This window comes from Megasphaera paucivorans (genome assembly GCF_900103535.1).
In the GTDB taxonomy this organism is placed as follows: domain Bacteria; phylum Bacillota; class Negativicutes; order Veillonellales; family Megasphaeraceae; genus Megasphaera_A; species Megasphaera_A paucivorans.
Window position 1 is genome coordinate 83,620 of record NZ_FNHQ01000007.1, and the last position, 16,425, is coordinate 100,044.

At 41.0% G+C, this 16,425-nt stretch carries 19 protein-coding genes; all 19 read left to right on the plus strand.

Going from position 1 to position 16,425, the window contains the following annotated elements:
• On the plus strand, nt 1–1,329 hold the full coding sequence (locus BLR11_RS04700; protein WP_091648710.1) for a 3-deoxy-D-manno-octulosonic acid transferase: 1,329 nt from the start codon (nt 1–3) through the stop codon (nt 1,327–1,329).
• 6 nt (nt 1,330–1,335) lie between these two features.
• The gene (gene lpxK / locus BLR11_RS04705) at nt 1,336–2,475 is read left to right on the plus strand and encodes a tetraacyldisaccharide 4'-kinase (protein ID WP_091648713.1); all 1,140 of its coding nucleotides are present in this window, start codon (nt 1,336–1,338) and stop codon (nt 2,473–2,475) included.
• Between the two features lie 2 nt (nt 2,476–2,477).
• Entirely contained in the window at nt 2,478–3,218 is a 741-nt protein-coding gene (gene kdsB, locus BLR11_RS04710) for a 3-deoxy-manno-octulosonate cytidylyltransferase (protein WP_091648717.1), read from the plus strand.
• On the plus strand, nt 3,215–4,054 hold the full coding sequence (gene kdsA, locus BLR11_RS04715) for a 3-deoxy-8-phosphooctulonate synthase (protein ID WP_091648720.1): 840 nt from the start codon (nt 3,215–3,217) through the stop codon (nt 4,052–4,054). Before kdsB ends, kdsA begins: the two co-directional genes overlap by 4 nt.
• A gap of 16 nt (nt 4,055–4,070) precedes the next feature.
• Complete coding sequence (locus BLR11_RS04720; protein ID WP_091648723.1) at nt 4,071–5,042, plus strand: KpsF/GutQ family sugar-phosphate isomerase; 972 nt, start codon at nt 4,071–4,073, stop codon at nt 5,040–5,042.
• 1 nt (nt 5,043) lies between these two features.
• Nucleotides 5,044–5,577 (plus strand): KdsC family phosphatase, encoded by a 534-nt coding sequence (locus BLR11_RS04725; protein WP_091648725.1) that lies wholly within the window; start codon nt 5,044–5,046, stop codon nt 5,575–5,577.
• An 18-nt stretch (nt 5,578–5,595) separates the two neighbouring features.
• Entirely contained in the window at nt 5,596–6,513 is a 918-nt protein-coding gene (locus BLR11_RS04730; protein WP_091648728.1) for a lysophospholipid acyltransferase family protein, read from the plus strand.
• Entirely contained in the window at nt 6,510–7,067 is a 558-nt protein-coding gene (gene lptC / locus BLR11_RS04735; RefSeq protein WP_091648730.1) for an LPS export ABC transporter periplasmic protein LptC, read from the plus strand. Before BLR11_RS04730 ends, lptC begins: the two co-directional genes overlap by 4 nt.
• A 4-nt stretch (nt 7,068–7,071) precedes the next feature.
• On the plus strand, nt 7,072–7,812 hold the full coding sequence (locus tag BLR11_RS04740) for an LptA/OstA family protein (protein ID WP_091648733.1): 741 nt from the start codon (nt 7,072–7,074) through the stop codon (nt 7,810–7,812).
• A gap of 15 nt (nt 7,813–7,827) precedes the next feature.
• A complete protein-coding gene (lptB, locus tag BLR11_RS04745) occupies nt 7,828–8,547 on the plus strand; it encodes an LPS export ABC transporter ATP-binding protein (protein ID WP_091648737.1) in 720 nt (239 codons plus the stop codon).
• A 17-nt stretch (nt 8,548–8,564) separates the two neighbouring features.
• Nucleotides 8,565–9,653 (plus strand): LptF/LptG family permease, encoded by a 1,089-nt coding sequence (locus BLR11_RS04750; protein WP_091648740.1) that lies wholly within the window; start codon nt 8,565–8,567, stop codon nt 9,651–9,653.
• A gap of 174 nt (nt 9,654–9,827) precedes the next feature.
• Nucleotides 9,828–11,078, plus strand: coding sequence for a DUF3084 domain-containing protein (locus tag BLR11_RS04755; protein ID WP_091648742.1), 1,251 nt, complete (start codon nt 9,828–9,830; stop codon nt 11,076–11,078).
• Nucleotides 11,079–11,095: 17 nt separating this feature from the next.
• Nucleotides 11,096–11,509 carry a RuvC family protein gene (locus BLR11_RS04760; protein ID WP_091648746.1) on the plus strand — a complete coding sequence of 138 codons (414 nt, stop codon included), beginning with the start codon at nt 11,096–11,098 and terminating at the stop codon, nt 11,507–11,509.
• Nucleotides 11,509–12,345, plus strand: coding sequence for a YitT family protein (locus BLR11_RS04765; protein WP_091648749.1), 837 nt, complete (start codon nt 11,509–11,511; stop codon nt 12,343–12,345). Before BLR11_RS04760 ends, BLR11_RS04765 begins: the two co-directional genes overlap by 1 nt.
• Before the next feature lie 143 nt (nt 12,346–12,488).
• Nucleotides 12,489–12,719: a YdbC family protein gene (locus tag BLR11_RS04770; RefSeq protein ID WP_091648751.1), complete on the plus strand. Its 231-nt coding sequence runs from the start codon at nt 12,489–12,491 to the stop codon at nt 12,717–12,719.
• A 187-nt stretch (nt 12,720–12,906) separates the two neighbouring features.
• A complete protein-coding gene (fapR, locus tag BLR11_RS04775; protein WP_091648754.1) occupies nt 12,907–13,449 on the plus strand; it encodes a transcription factor FapR in 543 nt (180 codons plus the stop codon).
• A gap of 13 nt (nt 13,450–13,462) precedes the next feature.
• The gene (gene plsX / locus BLR11_RS04780) at nt 13,463–14,488 is read left to right on the plus strand and encodes a phosphate acyltransferase PlsX (protein WP_091648756.1); all 1,026 of its coding nucleotides are present in this window, start codon (nt 13,463–13,465) and stop codon (nt 14,486–14,488) included.
• Entirely contained in the window at nt 14,472–15,467 is a 996-nt protein-coding gene (locus BLR11_RS04785; RefSeq protein WP_091648811.1) for a beta-ketoacyl-ACP synthase III, read from the plus strand. The genes plsX and BLR11_RS04785 overlap by 17 nt, the downstream gene beginning before the upstream one ends.
• Nucleotides 15,468–15,482: 15 nt before the next feature.
• Nucleotides 15,483–16,424 carry an ACP S-malonyltransferase gene (gene fabD, locus BLR11_RS04790; protein ID WP_091648759.1) on the plus strand — a complete coding sequence of 314 codons (942 nt, stop codon included), beginning with the start codon at nt 15,483–15,485 and terminating at the stop codon, nt 16,422–16,424.
• The last annotated feature ends 1 nt before the right edge of the window (nt 16,425 follow it).

The window sequence follows — 16,425 nt, forward strand, 5'->3', positions numbered from 1 at the left end:
ATGAGAATTAATCCTATTTATTGGCTATATAATATTTTGCTGGTTATGTATTGGGCGACGTTATTTCCCATACTGATATACCGCCTTATCAAAGAGGAAGGATTTTATCAGCGCATCAAGCAAAGTATCGGATATCTGCCGGATGATCTAAAAGAAAAAATATCTAACCGTCATGCTATCTGGCTTCATGCGGCTTCTGTAGGAGAAATTGTAGCTGCCAGCCCTATTATACGAGAAATGCGTAAAAAGTATCCGGATGAGGTACTTATTGTTTCCGTAGTAACTGCGACAGGATTCCGCATGGCACATCAAATTATTGAAGGTGCTGATGGGATTCTGTTCTTTCCTCTGGATTTACCGTATTTTACAAATCGTATTTTGAATATAGTAAAACCAAAAATTATTTTATTGGTAGAAACAGAAATATGGCCTAATTTTTTGCGGATCGCTGAAAGAAAACATATCCCGGTGATGATGATGAATGGTCGTATCAGTCAGCGCAGTGCCATTCGTTACCGGATGATCAGTTTTTTTACGAAACGGGTATTGTCTTCTATTCGCATATTTTGCATGCAGAGTCATATTGACGCAGGATACATTATCAGTATTGGGGCAGATCCTACAAAGGTTATCATTACGGGAAATACAAAATATGATCAGACGTATGGAATTGTAACGAAAGCAGAAAAAAAAGAATTTCTTCATGAATTAGGATTTGAAGAGGGAACGTATCCGATTATTATTGCCGGCAGTACGCATAAAGGAGAAAATGGGACGGTATATAATGCGTTCGGTGAGATTAAAAGACGCTTTCCTTATGCCCGGTTAATTATTGCACCTCGGTATATTTATCAAGCAGATTTAATTTGCGAAGAAGGAGCCAATCATCAAATTGGTATGGTTAAACGCAGCGATATGCAAGCTAAAAAACCGATACCTGTAAAGTATGACGGCGTTATTCTTGATACAATTGGTGAGTTGGGCCGCGTATACAGCGTAGGCGATTTGATATTTGTCGGTGGCAGCTTAGCCAAAATAGGAGGACATAATATTTTGGAACCGGCAGCACATGGCAAACCGATAATAGTAGGTCCTTATATGTTCAATTTTGAAGAAATATTTGAATTGCTTAGTAAACGCGGAGCTTGTGTCATGGTTAAAAGTGAAAAAGAGTTTATCGACACTTGTATGGATATATTGACCAATACATCTCGGGCAGAAGCGATGAAACGCAGCTGCATAGAAGTTGTAATGGAAAATCAAGGGGCTACGGAAAAAAATCTCACGGAATTACAAAAGCTATTGGATGAAATACAGATGCGGAGATGAAGAATTATGTCGTTTCGCAGTAAAACTGCGGCATATTTTTCCTTTTTGATGCAGAATGTTCCGCACACACGGATGGATCGTGCGGTTCTTGCCGTATTAGGAGGAATATCTAAATTATATGAAAAAGGTGTTGAAATTAAATACAGTGCTTTTGCGGCCGGAAAACGCCAACAGGAAAAACTGCCTGCCGTCGTTATTGGACTAGGTAATATTACTATTGGCGGAACCGGTAAGACACCGACAGCTTGTATGCTGGCCCGTATTATTCAAGAACAGGGATACCGGGTGGCGCTGCTGAATCGGGGGTATCGCTCGCAAGCGGAAGATCAGACGGCAATTATGTCTGATGGGACACAACTGCTGCTATCAGCAGCCGAAGGCGGCGATGAAGCGTGTCTTATGGCCCGCAGTTTGCCGGGAATTCCGGTTCTCGTCGGCAAGGAGCGTGCGGTATCTGGCCGCATAGCCATTGACCGGTATGGAGCAGAAGTTCTTATATTAGATGATGCTTTTCAGCATTGGCCGTTGATCCGCGACCTGGATATTGTTCTAATTGACGCGACGAATCCGTTTGGCAATGGATATCTGCTGCCGCGGGGAATTTTACGAGAACCGCTGGAACATTTGGATCGAGCAGGATTATTTATAATAACGAAGACGGATCAACGCGATTCCGACACTATCGAGCATATTTATCAAACACTGCGCCGTTATAATCATCAGGCACCTATTATTGAGGCAGTCCATCAGGCACGCTGGTGTGTTCCTTTCATGAGCTGGAGTTGTGCCAGACGAGAAGATTACAAGCATTATGCACATGGCGGGGGACGTAAAGGAATTGCTGTATCGGCATTAGGCAATCCAGCTTCCTTTGAACGTACAGTCAAAGAATTTGGGTATGAATTGGTTGATACACTCCGATTTGATGATCATCATCAATATACGGCTTCAGATATTGAACAGATGACTCTAAAAGCTAAGAGTCTGGGTGCTATTTTGATTACTACCGAAAAAGATGCAGTAAAAATATCGGAAGACTATTTGAACCAGTATCAATCCCCTTTATATGTGTTGGGAATAGAAATTGAAATTACAAAAGGACAGGATTTGTTATATACTATTTTACATAATGTATTGGGAGGATAAAAATGAAATTTGTATGTATTATTCCGTCGCGGTATGCTTCTACACGACTTCCTGGAAAACCATTGGCAGATATAGCTGGAAAACCTATGATTCAGCGTGTATATGAACAGGCGGTTCAGGCACAGAAATTGGCCGCTGTTGTTGTAGCTACGGATAATCCTAAAGTATATGATACGGTGGTTACATTTGGCGGCAAAGCAGTTATGACGCGGGAAGACCACATTAATGGTACAGATCGTTTAGCAGAAGCGGTGGAACAGTTTGGAGATGTTGATGTTGTTATTAATGTGCAGGGCGATGAACCTCTGATTAGTCCTACTGTGATCGATGCATTGTGCCATGTCTTTGAAGAAAATCCTAATCTGGATATGGCCACAGTAGCTACTCCCCTTTTGGAATCAGAATATAATGAACCCAGTGCGGTGAAAGTTGTTATGAACCGCAACGGGGAAGCTATGTATTTTTCACGTTCCTTGATACCGTATCCACGAAATCCCTTTCACGACGCGGTTAAGCCATATAAACATATTGGTATATATGCGTACCGGCGTGATTTTCTTTTACAATATGCTAAGATGGAATCTACGCCGATGGAAACCGTGGAATCTTTGGAACAATTGCGTGTTTTGGAAAATGGTTATACAATCAAGGTAATCGTGACAAATCATCAATTTATCGGGATCGATACGCCGGAGGACTTAGCACGTATTCGGAAATATTTTGCAAAGGAGAATACTAAATGAAAAGTGTAGTTATTGGAAATAAAAGTGTTGGCGGAGACGGAAAACTTTTTGTTATGGCCGGTCCGTGTGTAATAGAAAATCCAGACCGTTGTCTGCTTATCGGCAGAGAAATGAAAAGGATTTGTAATAAACTGGGACTTACGTATATTTTTAAAGCTTCTTTTGACAAGGCAAACCGTTCTTCTTATAATTCTTTTCGCGGCCCGGGATTAAAAGAAGGAATGCGTATTTTGGGAGACATAAAAAAAGAACTTCAAATTCCGGTGGTGAGTGATATCCATTCTATTGAACAAATAGAACCGGCAGCAGAAGTATTGGATGTACTGCAGATTCCCGCATTTTTATGCCGTCAAACTGATTTGATATATGCAGCAGCCCAGACTGGCAAAGCTGTAAACGTAAAAAAAGGTCAATTTATGGCACCGGGTGATATGAAAAATGTTGTAGGCAAAATAGAAGAGGCTGGCAATACTAATATTATTTTAACAGAGCGGGGTTTTTCTCTGGGGTATAATAATCTTGTCGTAGATATGCGGAGTTTTCCCATTATGCGCAGCTATGGGTACCCCGTTGTATTTGATGCCACGCATAGTGTACAATTGCCTGGCGGCAGTGGGACCAAATCCTCAGGACAGCGGCAGTTTATTGGAAACTTGGCCAGAGCAGCAACCGGAAGCGGGATAGATGGGGTATTTATGGAGGTTCATGACAATCCGAAGGAAGCGTTATGCGATGGACCGAATATGCTGTATTTGACACAAGTGGAAGCAGTGCTTCAGGATATGATCGCTATCAATGAAATCGTAAAAAAAAGTGTAGAAACAGATAAAGAATAACGCAGAGGTGAGCATGATGGATATATTGGAAGAGGCAAAAGAAGTATTGCAGGAAGAAGCGGCAGGCATTGAAAAACTTATTCCGAAACTGGATCAGAGTTTTGTAAATGCTGTCAATATAATTATGGAATCCAGCGGCCGAGTTGTTGTAACTGGTATGGGAAAATCCGGGCATATAGCGCGTAAAGTATCGGCGACATTATCCAGTACGGGAACCCCTTCGATTTGGCTTCATCCGGCAGAAGGCATTCATGGTGATTTGGGAATGGTAACCGCTGATGATATTATTCTCGCTTTTTCCAAGAGCGGCGAAACAACAGAGATTATCAATTTATTGCCGTCCTTGCGCCGTATCGGTGCAAAAATAATTTCCATTGTAGGTAATCATAATTCGACGTTGGCAAAAAACTCTGATGTTATTTTGGATGCTTCGGTGGAAAAGGAAGCTTGCCCCTTAGGATTGGCACCGACGACAAGTACGACAGTGTCCTTGGCTTTAGGCGATGCATTAGCTGTAGTATTGCTGTCGAGACATCATTTTACCCCTGATCAATTTGCCGTATTTCATCCAGGTGGAGCTCTGGGACGAAAACTTTTACTGACTGTAGAAAATGTGATGCATAAAGGCAATGATAATCCTGTTATTAGTGAAGATAGTACCGTGCAGGATGCCTTGTTCATGATGACAGAAAAGGGACTGGGAGCGGTTTCGGTTGTTGATGGAGAGGGTGTTCTTATTGGATTAGTTACGGATGGTGATGTACGCCGGGGGTTGGAAACGGGATCTAATTTTTTAAAATGGCCCGTTGAAGCGATGATGACAAAAAATCCGAGAGTTATTACTGATGATCAATTAGCAGCAGCGGCCTTGCATATTATGGAAAAGAACCAGCCGCGTCCCATTACGGTACTTCCGGTCGTGGATAAGGATAAAAAAGCAGTCGGCATGATTCATTTAACTGACTTGCTGCGCCGGGGAGTGGTGTAAAATGAAATATTTGACTCAAATAAAACTTTTAGCTTTAGATGTGGATGGAGTTTTGACTGATGGAATTATTTATTATGGACTGATGGGTGATTCCATGAAAGGATTTTCCGCGCATGATGGCATGGGAATTTCTTTAGCTCGCGCGGGGGGATTAAAAACAGCACTTATTACGGGAAGACGATCACCCATGGTAGAACAGCGGGCTAGAGATTTGCATATCGACTATGTAATACAAGATGCAGCGGATAAACTTGCAGAAATGCAGAAGCTTTGCAGTGCGCAGGGACTTACGTTAAAAGAGGTCGCGTACATGGGAGACGATTTGAACGACGTGGAACTTATTTCTCACGTTGGATTTGGCGCCGCACCTAATGATGCCTGTGAAGAAGCAAAAAGAAATGCAGCTTTCGTTTCGGCATATAATGGCGGACATGGCGCTTTAAGAGAACTTGTAGAATACATTCTCAAAGGACAAGATAAATGGGCACATATACTGCGGCAGTATAAATCAGGCCGGGTTGATATAAAACAATAGAGGAAAGGAGTACTGGCAGTGTCTAAAGAGTGGCAGTACGTTACTGCGCGAAAAATAAGCAGAATAGTTTGTCATCTTTCATATCCTACCATAGTATCTCTGGGAAGAAAGATGGGACCTGTTGTGAAAATAATTTTAAAAAAACAACGGGAACGAGGTGTATTTCATATTATCCGCGGTTTAGGATGTGGAGAAGCGGAAGCACGTCGTATTATAACGGAACTATTCCGGAATTTGGGACAATCGCTGTTGGAAATTCTGTATACTCCCAAATTGACAAAGGAAAATATTTCTCAGTATGTTTCTATTGACCATCCTGAACGAATAGAGCAAGCCTTGCAGGAAAATAAAGGGGTTATTGTATTGACTGGGCATGTTGGCAACTGGGAATGGATGGGGGCGGCATTAGCTTTATATGGATATCCGGCTACGACAATCGTAAAGCGCCAGCCGAACGACCAAGTTACGCGATTTCTAAATGAAAACCGGGAAATGATGGGATTAGAAGTTTTTGCCCGTGGCGGCAATGAAATGATTGGGGCAGCCAGAGCGTTAAAACGTAAAAAAATATTAGGGTTTCTGGCAGATCAAGATGGTGGATTTCGTGGTGTTCCTCAGGTGTTTTTGGGGAAGATGTCATCAACCCCGGTGGGACCGGCTATGTTTGCCCGGAAATTTCGTTCACCTATTATACCTGTTTTTGCTGTTCACGATGATAACCATCACAATCAGCTCATAGTGGGGGAAATTATTCATTATGAAGATACGGGAAATCCGGATGCAGATATAACCCGCTTAACGCGAGAATTAGCAGTATTGACAGAGAATTTCATTAAAGATCATCCAACCGAATGGTTATGGTTCCAACATCGCTGGAGCACAGCACCGGAGGAAATCATTGCGTTGCAGAAAAAAAACGGAGGAATATGGCAATGATGATGCACAAACTTAAACATAATAAAATAACGATAGGTGTTTGCATTATTATTGTTTTGTTTGCTGGAGTATTATATTGGATTTTAAGCAGTCAGGACCAGGAAGATAGTGAACAAAAAAAGAATGATAATTTAGTTGAATTCGAAGGCTCTACGCTGGAGGAAAAAAAGGATGGCAAGCTTATTTGGAGTTTAACTGCCGATAAAATTCAAGTTGATCCAGATACTAAAATAATATATGTAACACACCCACATATCATTATTGCAGATGTAGATGGAGAAGAAATGAAAATCGAAGCTCCTATGGGAATAGTTGACAGAAACAAGCAGACGTTGCAAGTAAAACCTCCTATTAAGGCAACGACGGATAATGGCAGTACGTTGCAGACTGAGGGCAGTGTGTATTATAATATGGATACACGGTTAATCAAGGGGGGGAAAGTGTATATGCAGAAAGCAGATGGTACCGCATTAAGCGGGGATGCTTTTGAAACAGATGCCTCCTTGAACAAAGTAACATTGACAGGGCACGCAAAGGTAACTAAGGGAGAATAGCAATATGAGCAGACGACCAATAACATGTAAAATCATAACAGTTTTACTGCTGGGAGCGATGATGATACCAGCTGCAGGGACTATGGCTGCCGATAATGAAAACCCAGCGGTTTCCGTTACAGCAGATAAGCTTTCGTATGATGGAAAAAACTATGTGGCAACGGCGACGGGAAATGTTGTAATTGTTCGAGACCAGGCTACCATGACCGGGGATCAGGCGGTTTACAACTTAAAGTCGGCAGAAGCAGATATGGAAGGACATGTTGCGGTGGAGCAGCCTAATATGCATATGACTTCTGATACATTGCATTCAGCCAATAAAAATTACGTTGTTGCTACGGGGAATGTGAATGGTGTGTATGAAGATAAAAAACTGCGCGGCGATAAAGTCGAATATCATTTGGATCAGGATTATGGTATTATAACAGGTAACGGTTATTTACAGGCACAAGGAGCGGAATTGTGGGCAGATACCATTCAGGGCTGGTTTAAACAAATTAAGGCAGTTGGAACCGGCAATGTTCATATTGAATCCCCCGCAGATAACTTGATTGCATATGGGAATCGAGCAATATATACACAAACACCGAATCAAAATGATGGTGTTATTCATATGCTTGGAAATGTGCGGGCAAATCAAAATGGAAATTCTTTGACAGGGGACAATATTGAAATCCGCTTGGCGGATAATTCCGTGCAGACGATGAGTCGTTCTACGGTAGTGCTTGTTCCGGGGAATGAATGAGAATAAGGGGGAATTATGTTCATTCAAACGAAGCAACTTGTAAAAACATATAAAGAACGTAATGTAGTAGATGGAGTTAGCCTTCATGTTGATAAAGGGGAAATTGTAGGACTGCTGGGGCCGAATGGGGCCGGAAAAACAACGACTTTTTACATGATAGTTGGAATAGAACGGCCTACTTCGGGAAATATTTATATAGATGGCAATGATATTACCCAGTTGCCTGTTCATCGCAGAGCCCATTATGGGATAGGATATTTACCTCAGGAAGCCTCTATTTTTCGTAAATTGACAGTAGAAGATAACCTGTTGGCTATGCTGGAAACAACAAAATTAAGTAAAAAAGAACAAAAAAACAAAGCAGAAGCTTTGATGGAAGAATTTACCATTACAAAATTACGTAATCGTTTGGGTATTCAATTATCAGGCGGCGAACGGCGGCGTGTGGAAATTGCCCGCTGTCTTGTCATGGATCCGGCATTTATTTTGTTAGATGAACCGTTTGCCGGAATCGACCCATTGGCAGTAAATGATATTCAGAGTATAATTCAGCACTTGAAAAATCGTGGTATGGGTGTTCTTATTACGGATCACAATGTTCGAGAAACCTTGAGTATTGTTGATAAAGCGTATATTTTGAATGAAGGGAAAATCCTTCTTGAAGGAGATCCGGATACTGTTGCTAACGATCCTGTAGCCAAAAAATTCTATTTGGGCGAAGAATTTACAATGTAATCGATATGGAGAAATGAATGCGAATATTAGATAAATATATTTTAAAAGAATTTATTGGCCCTTTTTTATTTGGTGTATGCGCGTTTACAAGTGTTTTTGTAGGCACGGGTACATTATATCGTATTGCGAATTTGATCAATGAATTTGGAGCCTCGGCTTGGACTGCATTTCGCGTGCTGGTATTAGCGATGCCTTCTATTATAGTCTTAACATTTCCGATGTCTGTATTGTTAGGGGCATTATTAGCATTTGGACGTCTCTCTGGTTCCAGTGAAATGATTGTCATGCGCTCAGGCGGACAGAATTTTCTGCGATTGGCTATGCCTGTTTTTATTGCGGCTTTTGTTATTTCTTTAGGTACGACAGCTTTTAATGAATTTGTTGTACCGCAAGCTAATAATGCTTATAACAGAATAATAAATGAAGAAGTAAAACATAGTGCGGCACCAAAAACACAAGACCACATTGTTATTAAAGATGTACACGGCGCAGATATTGCCAGCTTGATGTATGCTCGTCAGTTCGATGGGGATACAAAAGAACTTAAAAATATTACGTTGCAGGAATTTGAAAACGATGTTCTTACAAGAGTGGAAAATGCCGACTATGCTGTCTGGGATGGCTCTAAGTGGGTTATGAAAGATGGGATTATTTATGACTTATCGCTTAAAGGGGAAATCGAACGGACGATGCACTTTAAGAGTCAGGCAATGCCGATTAATCAGACACCAAAAAAAATTGGAGAATCCCAGCGTAAGCCTGAAGAAATGACAATTCGAGAATTACGGGAACAAATCCGTATATTGGATGAAAATTCGGTAGATACAAATAAAATGAAGGTAGAAATGTATAATCGATTTGCTCTGCCTCTGGCCAGTTTGGTGTGCGCTGTTATAGGAGCACCATTAGGCTTGCAAAAGCAGCGCGGTAGTTCTTCTATTGGCTTTGGAGTCAGCGTCATCGTTATTTTTATTTACTATTCGATCATGACATTGAGTAATGCCTTAGGCAACAGCGGAAAGCTTACCCCATTTTTAGGAGCGTTTCTGCCCAATATCCTTTGTGGTATTACCGGCATTATTTTGGTATATCGAGCATCCAAATAAATGGTTAGTGGTTAGTTTTCAGTGTTTTGGCTGAAATACTGATTGCTAACCATTTATAGTATATAAATAATAGAAATTAGTAAAAAAATATGAATAATGATGACAGATGCAGGCATAATGGTATATTATAATAGTTATATTAGATACATGACTATGTTGAAAGGAGGGGCGCATATGGAATATGGCTGGATAATGTTGCTTATACTGGCGATTATGGGTGGAATTATTGCATATATAGGCGATAAAATAGGCTCACGCGTAGGTAAACGAAAAATTGTTTTATTTGGTTTGCGCCCTAAATATACATCTATATTAGTTACTATTTTAACTGGCATCAGTATTGCGGCAGTTACCTTGGGAGTGATGTCCGTATTATCTGAAAATGTACGAATTGCGCTGTTTGGGATGCATCAGCTGCAACTGCAAAAAGCAGAATTGGAAGTACAGCGGGATAAATTGCTGAAACAAGCAGCCGATTTGGGCAATGAAATGCGTGATAAAAATGAATTGCTGGCTTCTAATGAAGAGTTGCTGCGAAAACAAGAAGCACAACTCGACGAATCAAATAAGAAACTGCGGATAACTATGTTGGATTTACAACAAGTACAAGCGGCAAGAAATGATATCAGTAATCAATTGGCTCTTGCCCAAGTGGCGTATGATCAAGCTATTTCTCAAAAACAGGGCGAAATTGATAATTTAGAGTCCGTGAAGAGTGATTTGAATCAAACAAATTCAGCTTTGAAAAAAGCGAATACGGCATTAGAAAACCGCAATCAAATGTTGAATGCGATTATGCAGAATGTTCGTGAAGGACAAGTGTTGTTCCGGGTGGGAGAAGTATTATCTACATCTATATTGGAATCGGGTCTGGATCAAGCGAAAACTCGTGAAGAGTTGAGTGATTTTATGAGTCAAACTAATACGTATATACGTCAGCATTTAGGTATAAAAGATGAAAATGCTATTGTTTTATATATTTCACAGGAGGAATTTGATGCTACTGTGAAGCAACTTTCCCAGGCATCACCGGGTAAGAAATTGATTCGCCTTACAGCGGCAGGAAATATTATCTTAGGTGAACCTGCCTTGGTTCATGTTGAAGTCTATGATAATAATCTGATATATCACAAAGGATATGTTGTATATTCTGAAACTATCAGACATAGTGAAATGGCCGGAAATATTGAACTTCAAGTTGTCCGTTTCCTTCATAATGTCAATATGCAGGCACAGGCAAATGGGGTACTTCCGGATCCCTTGACGGGAAAAGTCGGAGCATTGACAGGAATAGAAATGTTTGATACTATTTCAAAGATTAAGTCCTACGGAGATGCAGATATTGTGCTGGAAGCTGTGACGACGCATGATATTTACCCTGCTGGTCCATTGAGTATCAATATAGTAGCTAGTCCGGCATTGTAAATGAAGGAAGGTAAAAAATGATAGTTGCTATTGATCCGGGTTCTGATAAGACAGGTGTTGCCATTTTGCAGGAAAATGGCAAATTGGTTGAAAAAAAAATAGTTATGACAGGAGATTTTTCTGCCTGTTTAGAGGAGATATATGCTCATTTTCCTATTACCCATATTGTGATGGGTAATGGCACATATCATAAAGTATTGCAACCCGTTGTAGAAAATTGGATACGGCAGCAGCAAAATCCTATTTTGTTTGTTCTGGTGAATGAAGCCTATACGACGGTGGAAGGAAGAAAATTATATTGGCAATATACACCGCGGCATGGCTGGCGGCGTTTTGTGCCTTTGTCTTTTCAATATCCGCCGGAACCCGTAGATGATTTTGTAGCATGGATTATAGGAATGCGATATATTGAAACATTAGGAGGGAAATAATGATTAAACGGTTACCGCGGCTTGTAGGCCTTGTTTTTGGTTCATTAATATATACCATCGGATTAGATGTTTTTCTAGTGCCAAATCAAGTTATTGATGGAGGAGTTGTCGGTTTGTCGCTTATGGCAGCTCATGTTACCGGTATCAGTTTCAGTGTTTTTATTGTACTTTTGAATATACCGTTTTTTGTTATTGGATATAAGCACATAGGTGCCTATTTTACAGGCTTTTCTTTATTTTCTGTATTATGGCTGGCTGTGTGGAATCAAGTCATTCATTTTCATCCGCTGACCTATGATCCTTTTTTGTCAACTGTATTCGGCGGCATTATTATTGGCCTTGGGGTGGGACTTATTATCCGCTGGGGTGGGTCCTTGGACGGGACAGAAATATTGGCTATTATTGCAGACCGAAAGTCACCTTTTTCTGTAGGCGAGATTATTATGTTCTTTAATTTTTTCATTTTAGGTTGTTCGGGATTTGTTTTTTCTTGGGACAGTGCGATGTATTCTTTAGTGGCATATTTTATTGCTTATAAAATGATTGATATTGTAACGAATGGTCTTGACGAATCGAAAGGATTGCTCATTGTTACGGGAAAGCACGATGAAGTAGCTCATTGTATTACCCATGAATTAGGAAGAGCCGTTACGCTGCTTAACGGGGAAGGCGCATATAAACGAGAAAAAACAAAAATCTTATATGCGGTGGTTTCTCGTTTGGAAATCATGAAATTGCGCAATGCTGTCAGTGATGTTGATCCCGATGCTTTTATTTCTATTTTTGATATTCGGGAAGCTCACGGCGGATTGTTTAAACACAGAAAAACACATTGATGTTTCAGATGTTGACATTATTGGTAGATTTGCTATCATATATACTAAGTTTTATTTATATATAAATAAAATATGGTAGGGCACATTATTGAGATATGCTTTACTACAAATTTGGGATAATTCCCTTGCAGGAGGAAATAATAATGGCACAGTTGAATTTTAATATTGAAGATGTATGTGGTACCTTATCAGAAAATAAAGATGGCTGGCGTAAAGAACTAACCTTTATTAGTTGGAATAATCGTGCGCCTAAATTTGATCTTAGATCGTGGGATCCCGATTATCAGGCGATGACGAAAGGAATTACTATGACCAAAGAAGAGGTCATGAAATTGCGGGATGTTTTAAACGAAATGGATTTTGATAAATATTAAAGGCGTATTGCATATGCTTTCGGGAGTTTGAATAGGAAATATCTTCGAAAGCATATTTTTTTATGAAAGGATATTCTTGTCATCTTTTGATTATATTTTTTCCTATACTTGCCAAACATCTTAAAACATTATATAATTTGTTGTACGTACTATTAGTACTTGGTCATAATTCAAAGGATGATATAATATGGTTCGTATAGCAAGGGAAAAACGGCATACGCTGTTAAAAAAACGAATAGAAGAAAATCCTTTCATCAACGATGAAGAACTGGCTGAGGAATTTTCTGTCAGTATAGCTACGATACGTTTGGATCGGATGGCCTTGGGTATACCGGAATTACGTATACGCATCAAGCAGCGTGCACAGGCATCTTTGCCGCAGCACCATTTAGTGCAGGTTGTGGGAGAATTGGTGGATTGTATTGTGGGTAAAAGCGCACTTTCCATTTTAACTGCAACAGAAGATATGGTTGACTCGGCACATATTGTCCAATCTCAATTTTTATATGCGCAAGCCAATTCATTGACCAGAGCCGTACTTAATTTACCCGTGTGTATAACAACTGTTGGAAATATTAAATATAAACAACCTGTGACCGTAGGTGATAAATTGGTTGCAAAAGCGGAAGTCATAAGGCAGCGGGATCAGAAATATTATGTATGGGTAACGATTCGAAAAAAAGCGAAGGAAGTATTCCGAGCAAAATTCATCATGGAATCATTGGAATAATGGAGTGGTAATAATGAAAATAGCGGTAGATGCTATGGGCGGCGATTATGCACCGGAGGAGATCGTTCTGGGTGCTATTGATGCCGTTAAGACATATAAGTATGATGTAGTTCTTGTAGGCGATCAAGATAGAATCAGAGAAGTCATGGCCCAATACGGAGCGACGGAGAGCAATCGGCTGACCATTGTTCAAGCCAGTCAGGTTATCGAAATGGGAGAACATCCGGCACAAGCTATTCGCAAGAAAAAAGATGCATCCATTGTGGTGGCGACTAAACTGGTTAAGCAAGGCGAGTGTGATGCTGTAGTAGCCCCGGGCAGTACAGGGGCAGCTGTTACGGCGGCTCTTTTAGGTTTGGGACGCATTCCGGGAATAGAACGCCCCAGCATTGCGACACCGATTCCTTCCAAAGAGGGAATTACCGTGTTGCTTGATTCCGGAGCGAATGCGAATAGTAAACCGAAGCATTTGGTAGAAGGGGCTATTATGGGATACCACTACGCAAAATATATTTTAGGTATTTCTAATCCTACCGTAGGCCTTCTTAATATCGGGGAGGAAGATTCCAAAGGGAATGAAGTGGCACAAGCTACATATCCGTTGCTGGAGAAATTGAAAACAATTTCTTTCTATGGCAATGTGGAAGGCCGCGACATACCGGAAGGAACAGTTGATGTCGTTGTTTGCGATGGTTTTGTTGGGAATGTAATCTTGAAATTTGGCGAAGGAATGGCGCTATTTATTATTCGCTTAGTCAAGGATACGATAAAAGAAAGTGGGTTTATTGCTAAATTGGGTGCTTTGGCGGTACTACCGGTTTTAAAGGCACTGAAGAAAAGATTAGATTACACGGAATACGGCGGTGCACCGCTTTTAGGCGTCAACGGTAGTTTTATTATTTGTCATGGCAGCTCCAAGGCCAAAGCTATTAAGAATGCAATCCGCGTGGCTGGAGAATTAGTAGAACAGGATGTTGTCGGGCATATTCGCAGCAGCATGGAGGAAGAAAGGGTTGAAGAATATGGGAATGAAAGTTAGTCAAGCAGGCTTTCTGGGAACAGGACATTGTGTTCCGGATCAAGTATGGACTAATAAAGATTTAGAAAAAATGATGGATACATCTGATGAGTGGATACGTACTCGTACGGGCATTGCACAGCGATATGTCGCACCTAAGGGCGTTAATACCTCTGATTTGGCGACGGGAGCAGCTAAAAAAGCATTAGAAATGGCTCGTATCAGTGCTAAGGACTTAGATTTGATTATTGTTTGTACATTGACACCAGATAGATCTCTTCCGGCTACTGCTTGCAAAGTGCAGGCGAATTTAGGGGCGGTAAATGTACCGGCGTTTGATCTAAATGCGGCCTGCTCAGGATTTGTGTATGCGTCTATTATTGCTAAGCAATTTATTGAAACAGGATTATATAAGAATATTTTAGTTATTGGTGCAGAAGTTTTAACCCGTGTTATTAATTGGAATGATCGCGGTTCCTGTGTTTTGTTTGGAGACGGTGCCGGTGCAGCAGTTATTGGCCGGGTTGATGATGGGTATGGCATGTTTGGTACTGATATGGGAGCGCAGGGAGAAGGCGGAAAATATTTAACGATTCCTTCCAGCGGAGTAGAAATGCCGCGGACTGATGAAACCATTAAAAATGAATTGGCGTTTGCTCAAATGGATGGCAAGGAAGTATATAAATTTGCTGTTCATGCTATGCCGGGTGCTGCTGAAAAAGTAATGAAACTATCTGGTTGGACGAGTGATGAAGTGGCAATGTTGATTCCGCATCAAGCGAATCTCCGCATTATAGAATCAGCGTCAAAACGTCTTCATATTCCTATGAATAAAATTTTTGTCAATATTCAAAATTATGCAAATACGTCAGGCGCATCTATTCCGATTGCAATGGATGAAGCGAACCGGGCAGGACTTCTTCATCGCGGTGATAAAGTCGTTTTGGCTGGTTTTGGTGCTGGTCTTACCTGGGCGGGTTTGGCTATGAAGTGGTTTTGATAATGAGGTGATATAATGAAGAACGCATTTATTTTTCCGGGCCAGGGTTCGCAAAAAGTAGGTATGATAAAAGATCTTTATGAAGCATACCCTGTAGTAAAGCATCTTTTTGAAGAAGCAGATGATGCACTTGGCTTTTCACTTACGAAGTTATGTTTTGATGGTCCAGATGAAGATCTTATGATGACCTGCAACACCCAGCCGGCGATTTTGACAGCGAGTACGGCGTGTGCCCGCGTATTAAAACAAGAAGGATGGGAACCTGATATTGTAGCTGGGCATAGTTTGGGAGAATATTCGGCTCTTGTTGCATCAGGTGCGTTGCGTTTTGCTGATGCGGTTCGTACGGTACGCCAGCGTGGACAGTTCATGCAGGAAGCAGTTCCTCTGGGAGAGGGAAGCATGGCCGCTATATTAGGACTTGAAGATAGTAAGATTAAGGAAATTTGTCAAACTGTATCAAATAAAATTGGGCCGGTACAAGCTGTGAATTTTAATTGTCCGGGTCAAATCGTTATTGCGGGAGCAGCAAAGGCTGTTGAAACAGCAGCGGATGAATTGAAAGCGGCCGGTGCGAAACGTGCGATCCTGCTCCATGTCAGTGCGCCATTCCATAGTACGTTAATGGAACCTGCTGCTAAACGACTGGTAGCCGTTCTTGATACGATCCATATTGCCGATGCACAAATTCCTGTTGTTGCCAATGTGAACGGAGCCGTAGAAACGGCGGCAGATGAAATAAAAGAAGCATTGGTTAAGCAGGCGGCTAGTCCGGTATTGTGGATCGATTGTGTCAATACCATGATCCAATCTGGGGCTGATGTATTTGTGGAGGTGGGACCAGGCAAGGTTTTGAGCGGGTTTAACCGAAAAATTAATAAAGCAATTCAAAGCGAAAATGTAGAAGATATATCATCCTTAAAGAAAACACTTGAATTTTTTCAGGGGGTTCGGTAAA

Coding starts and splice junctions, on each gene's coding strand:
- BLR11_RS04740 (WP_091648733.1), top strand. CDS start 7,072: ATGAGCAGACGACCAATAACATGTAAAATCATAACAGTTTTACTGCTG.
- kdsB (WP_091648717.1), top strand. CDS start 2,478: ATGAAATTTGTATGTATTATTCCGTCGCGGTATGCTTCTACACGACTT.
- lptC (WP_091648730.1), top strand. CDS start 6,510: ATGATGATGCACAAACTTAAACATAATAAAATAACGATAGGTGTTTGC.
- fabD (WP_091648759.1), top strand. CDS start 15,483: ATGAAGAACGCATTTATTTTTCCGGGCCAGGGTTCGCAAAAAGTAGGT.
- BLR11_RS04760 (WP_091648746.1), top strand. CDS start 11,096: ATGATAGTTGCTATTGATCCGGGTTCTGATAAGACAGGTGTTGCCATT.
- BLR11_RS04750 (WP_091648740.1), top strand. CDS start 8,565: ATGCGAATATTAGATAAATATATTTTAAAAGAATTTATTGGCCCTTTT.
- BLR11_RS04700 (WP_091648710.1), top strand. CDS start 1: ATGAGAATTAATCCTATTTATTGGCTATATAATATTTTGCTGGTTATG.
- BLR11_RS04785 (WP_091648811.1), top strand. CDS start 14,472: ATGGGAATGAAAGTTAGTCAAGCAGGCTTTCTGGGAACAGGACATTGT.
- plsX (WP_091648756.1), top strand. CDS start 13,463: ATGAAAATAGCGGTAGATGCTATGGGCGGCGATTATGCACCGGAGGAG.
- BLR11_RS04720 (WP_091648723.1), top strand. CDS start 4,071: ATGGATATATTGGAAGAGGCAAAAGAAGTATTGCAGGAAGAAGCGGCA.
- BLR11_RS04725 (WP_091648725.1), top strand. CDS start 5,044: ATGAAATATTTGACTCAAATAAAACTTTTAGCTTTAGATGTGGATGGA.
- kdsA (WP_091648720.1), top strand. CDS start 3,215: ATGAAAAGTGTAGTTATTGGAAATAAAAGTGTTGGCGGAGACGGAAAA.
- lpxK (WP_091648713.1), top strand. CDS start 1,336: ATGTCGTTTCGCAGTAAAACTGCGGCATATTTTTCCTTTTTGATGCAG.
- lptB (WP_091648737.1), top strand. CDS start 7,828: ATGTTCATTCAAACGAAGCAACTTGTAAAAACATATAAAGAACGTAAT.
- BLR11_RS04770 (WP_091648751.1), top strand. CDS start 12,489: ATGGCACAGTTGAATTTTAATATTGAAGATGTATGTGGTACCTTATCA.
- BLR11_RS04755 (WP_091648742.1), top strand. CDS start 9,828: ATGGAATATGGCTGGATAATGTTGCTTATACTGGCGATTATGGGTGGA.
- BLR11_RS04765 (WP_091648749.1), top strand. CDS start 11,509: ATGATTAAACGGTTACCGCGGCTTGTAGGCCTTGTTTTTGGTTCATTA.
- fapR (WP_091648754.1), top strand. CDS start 12,907: ATGGTTCGTATAGCAAGGGAAAAACGGCATACGCTGTTAAAAAAACGA.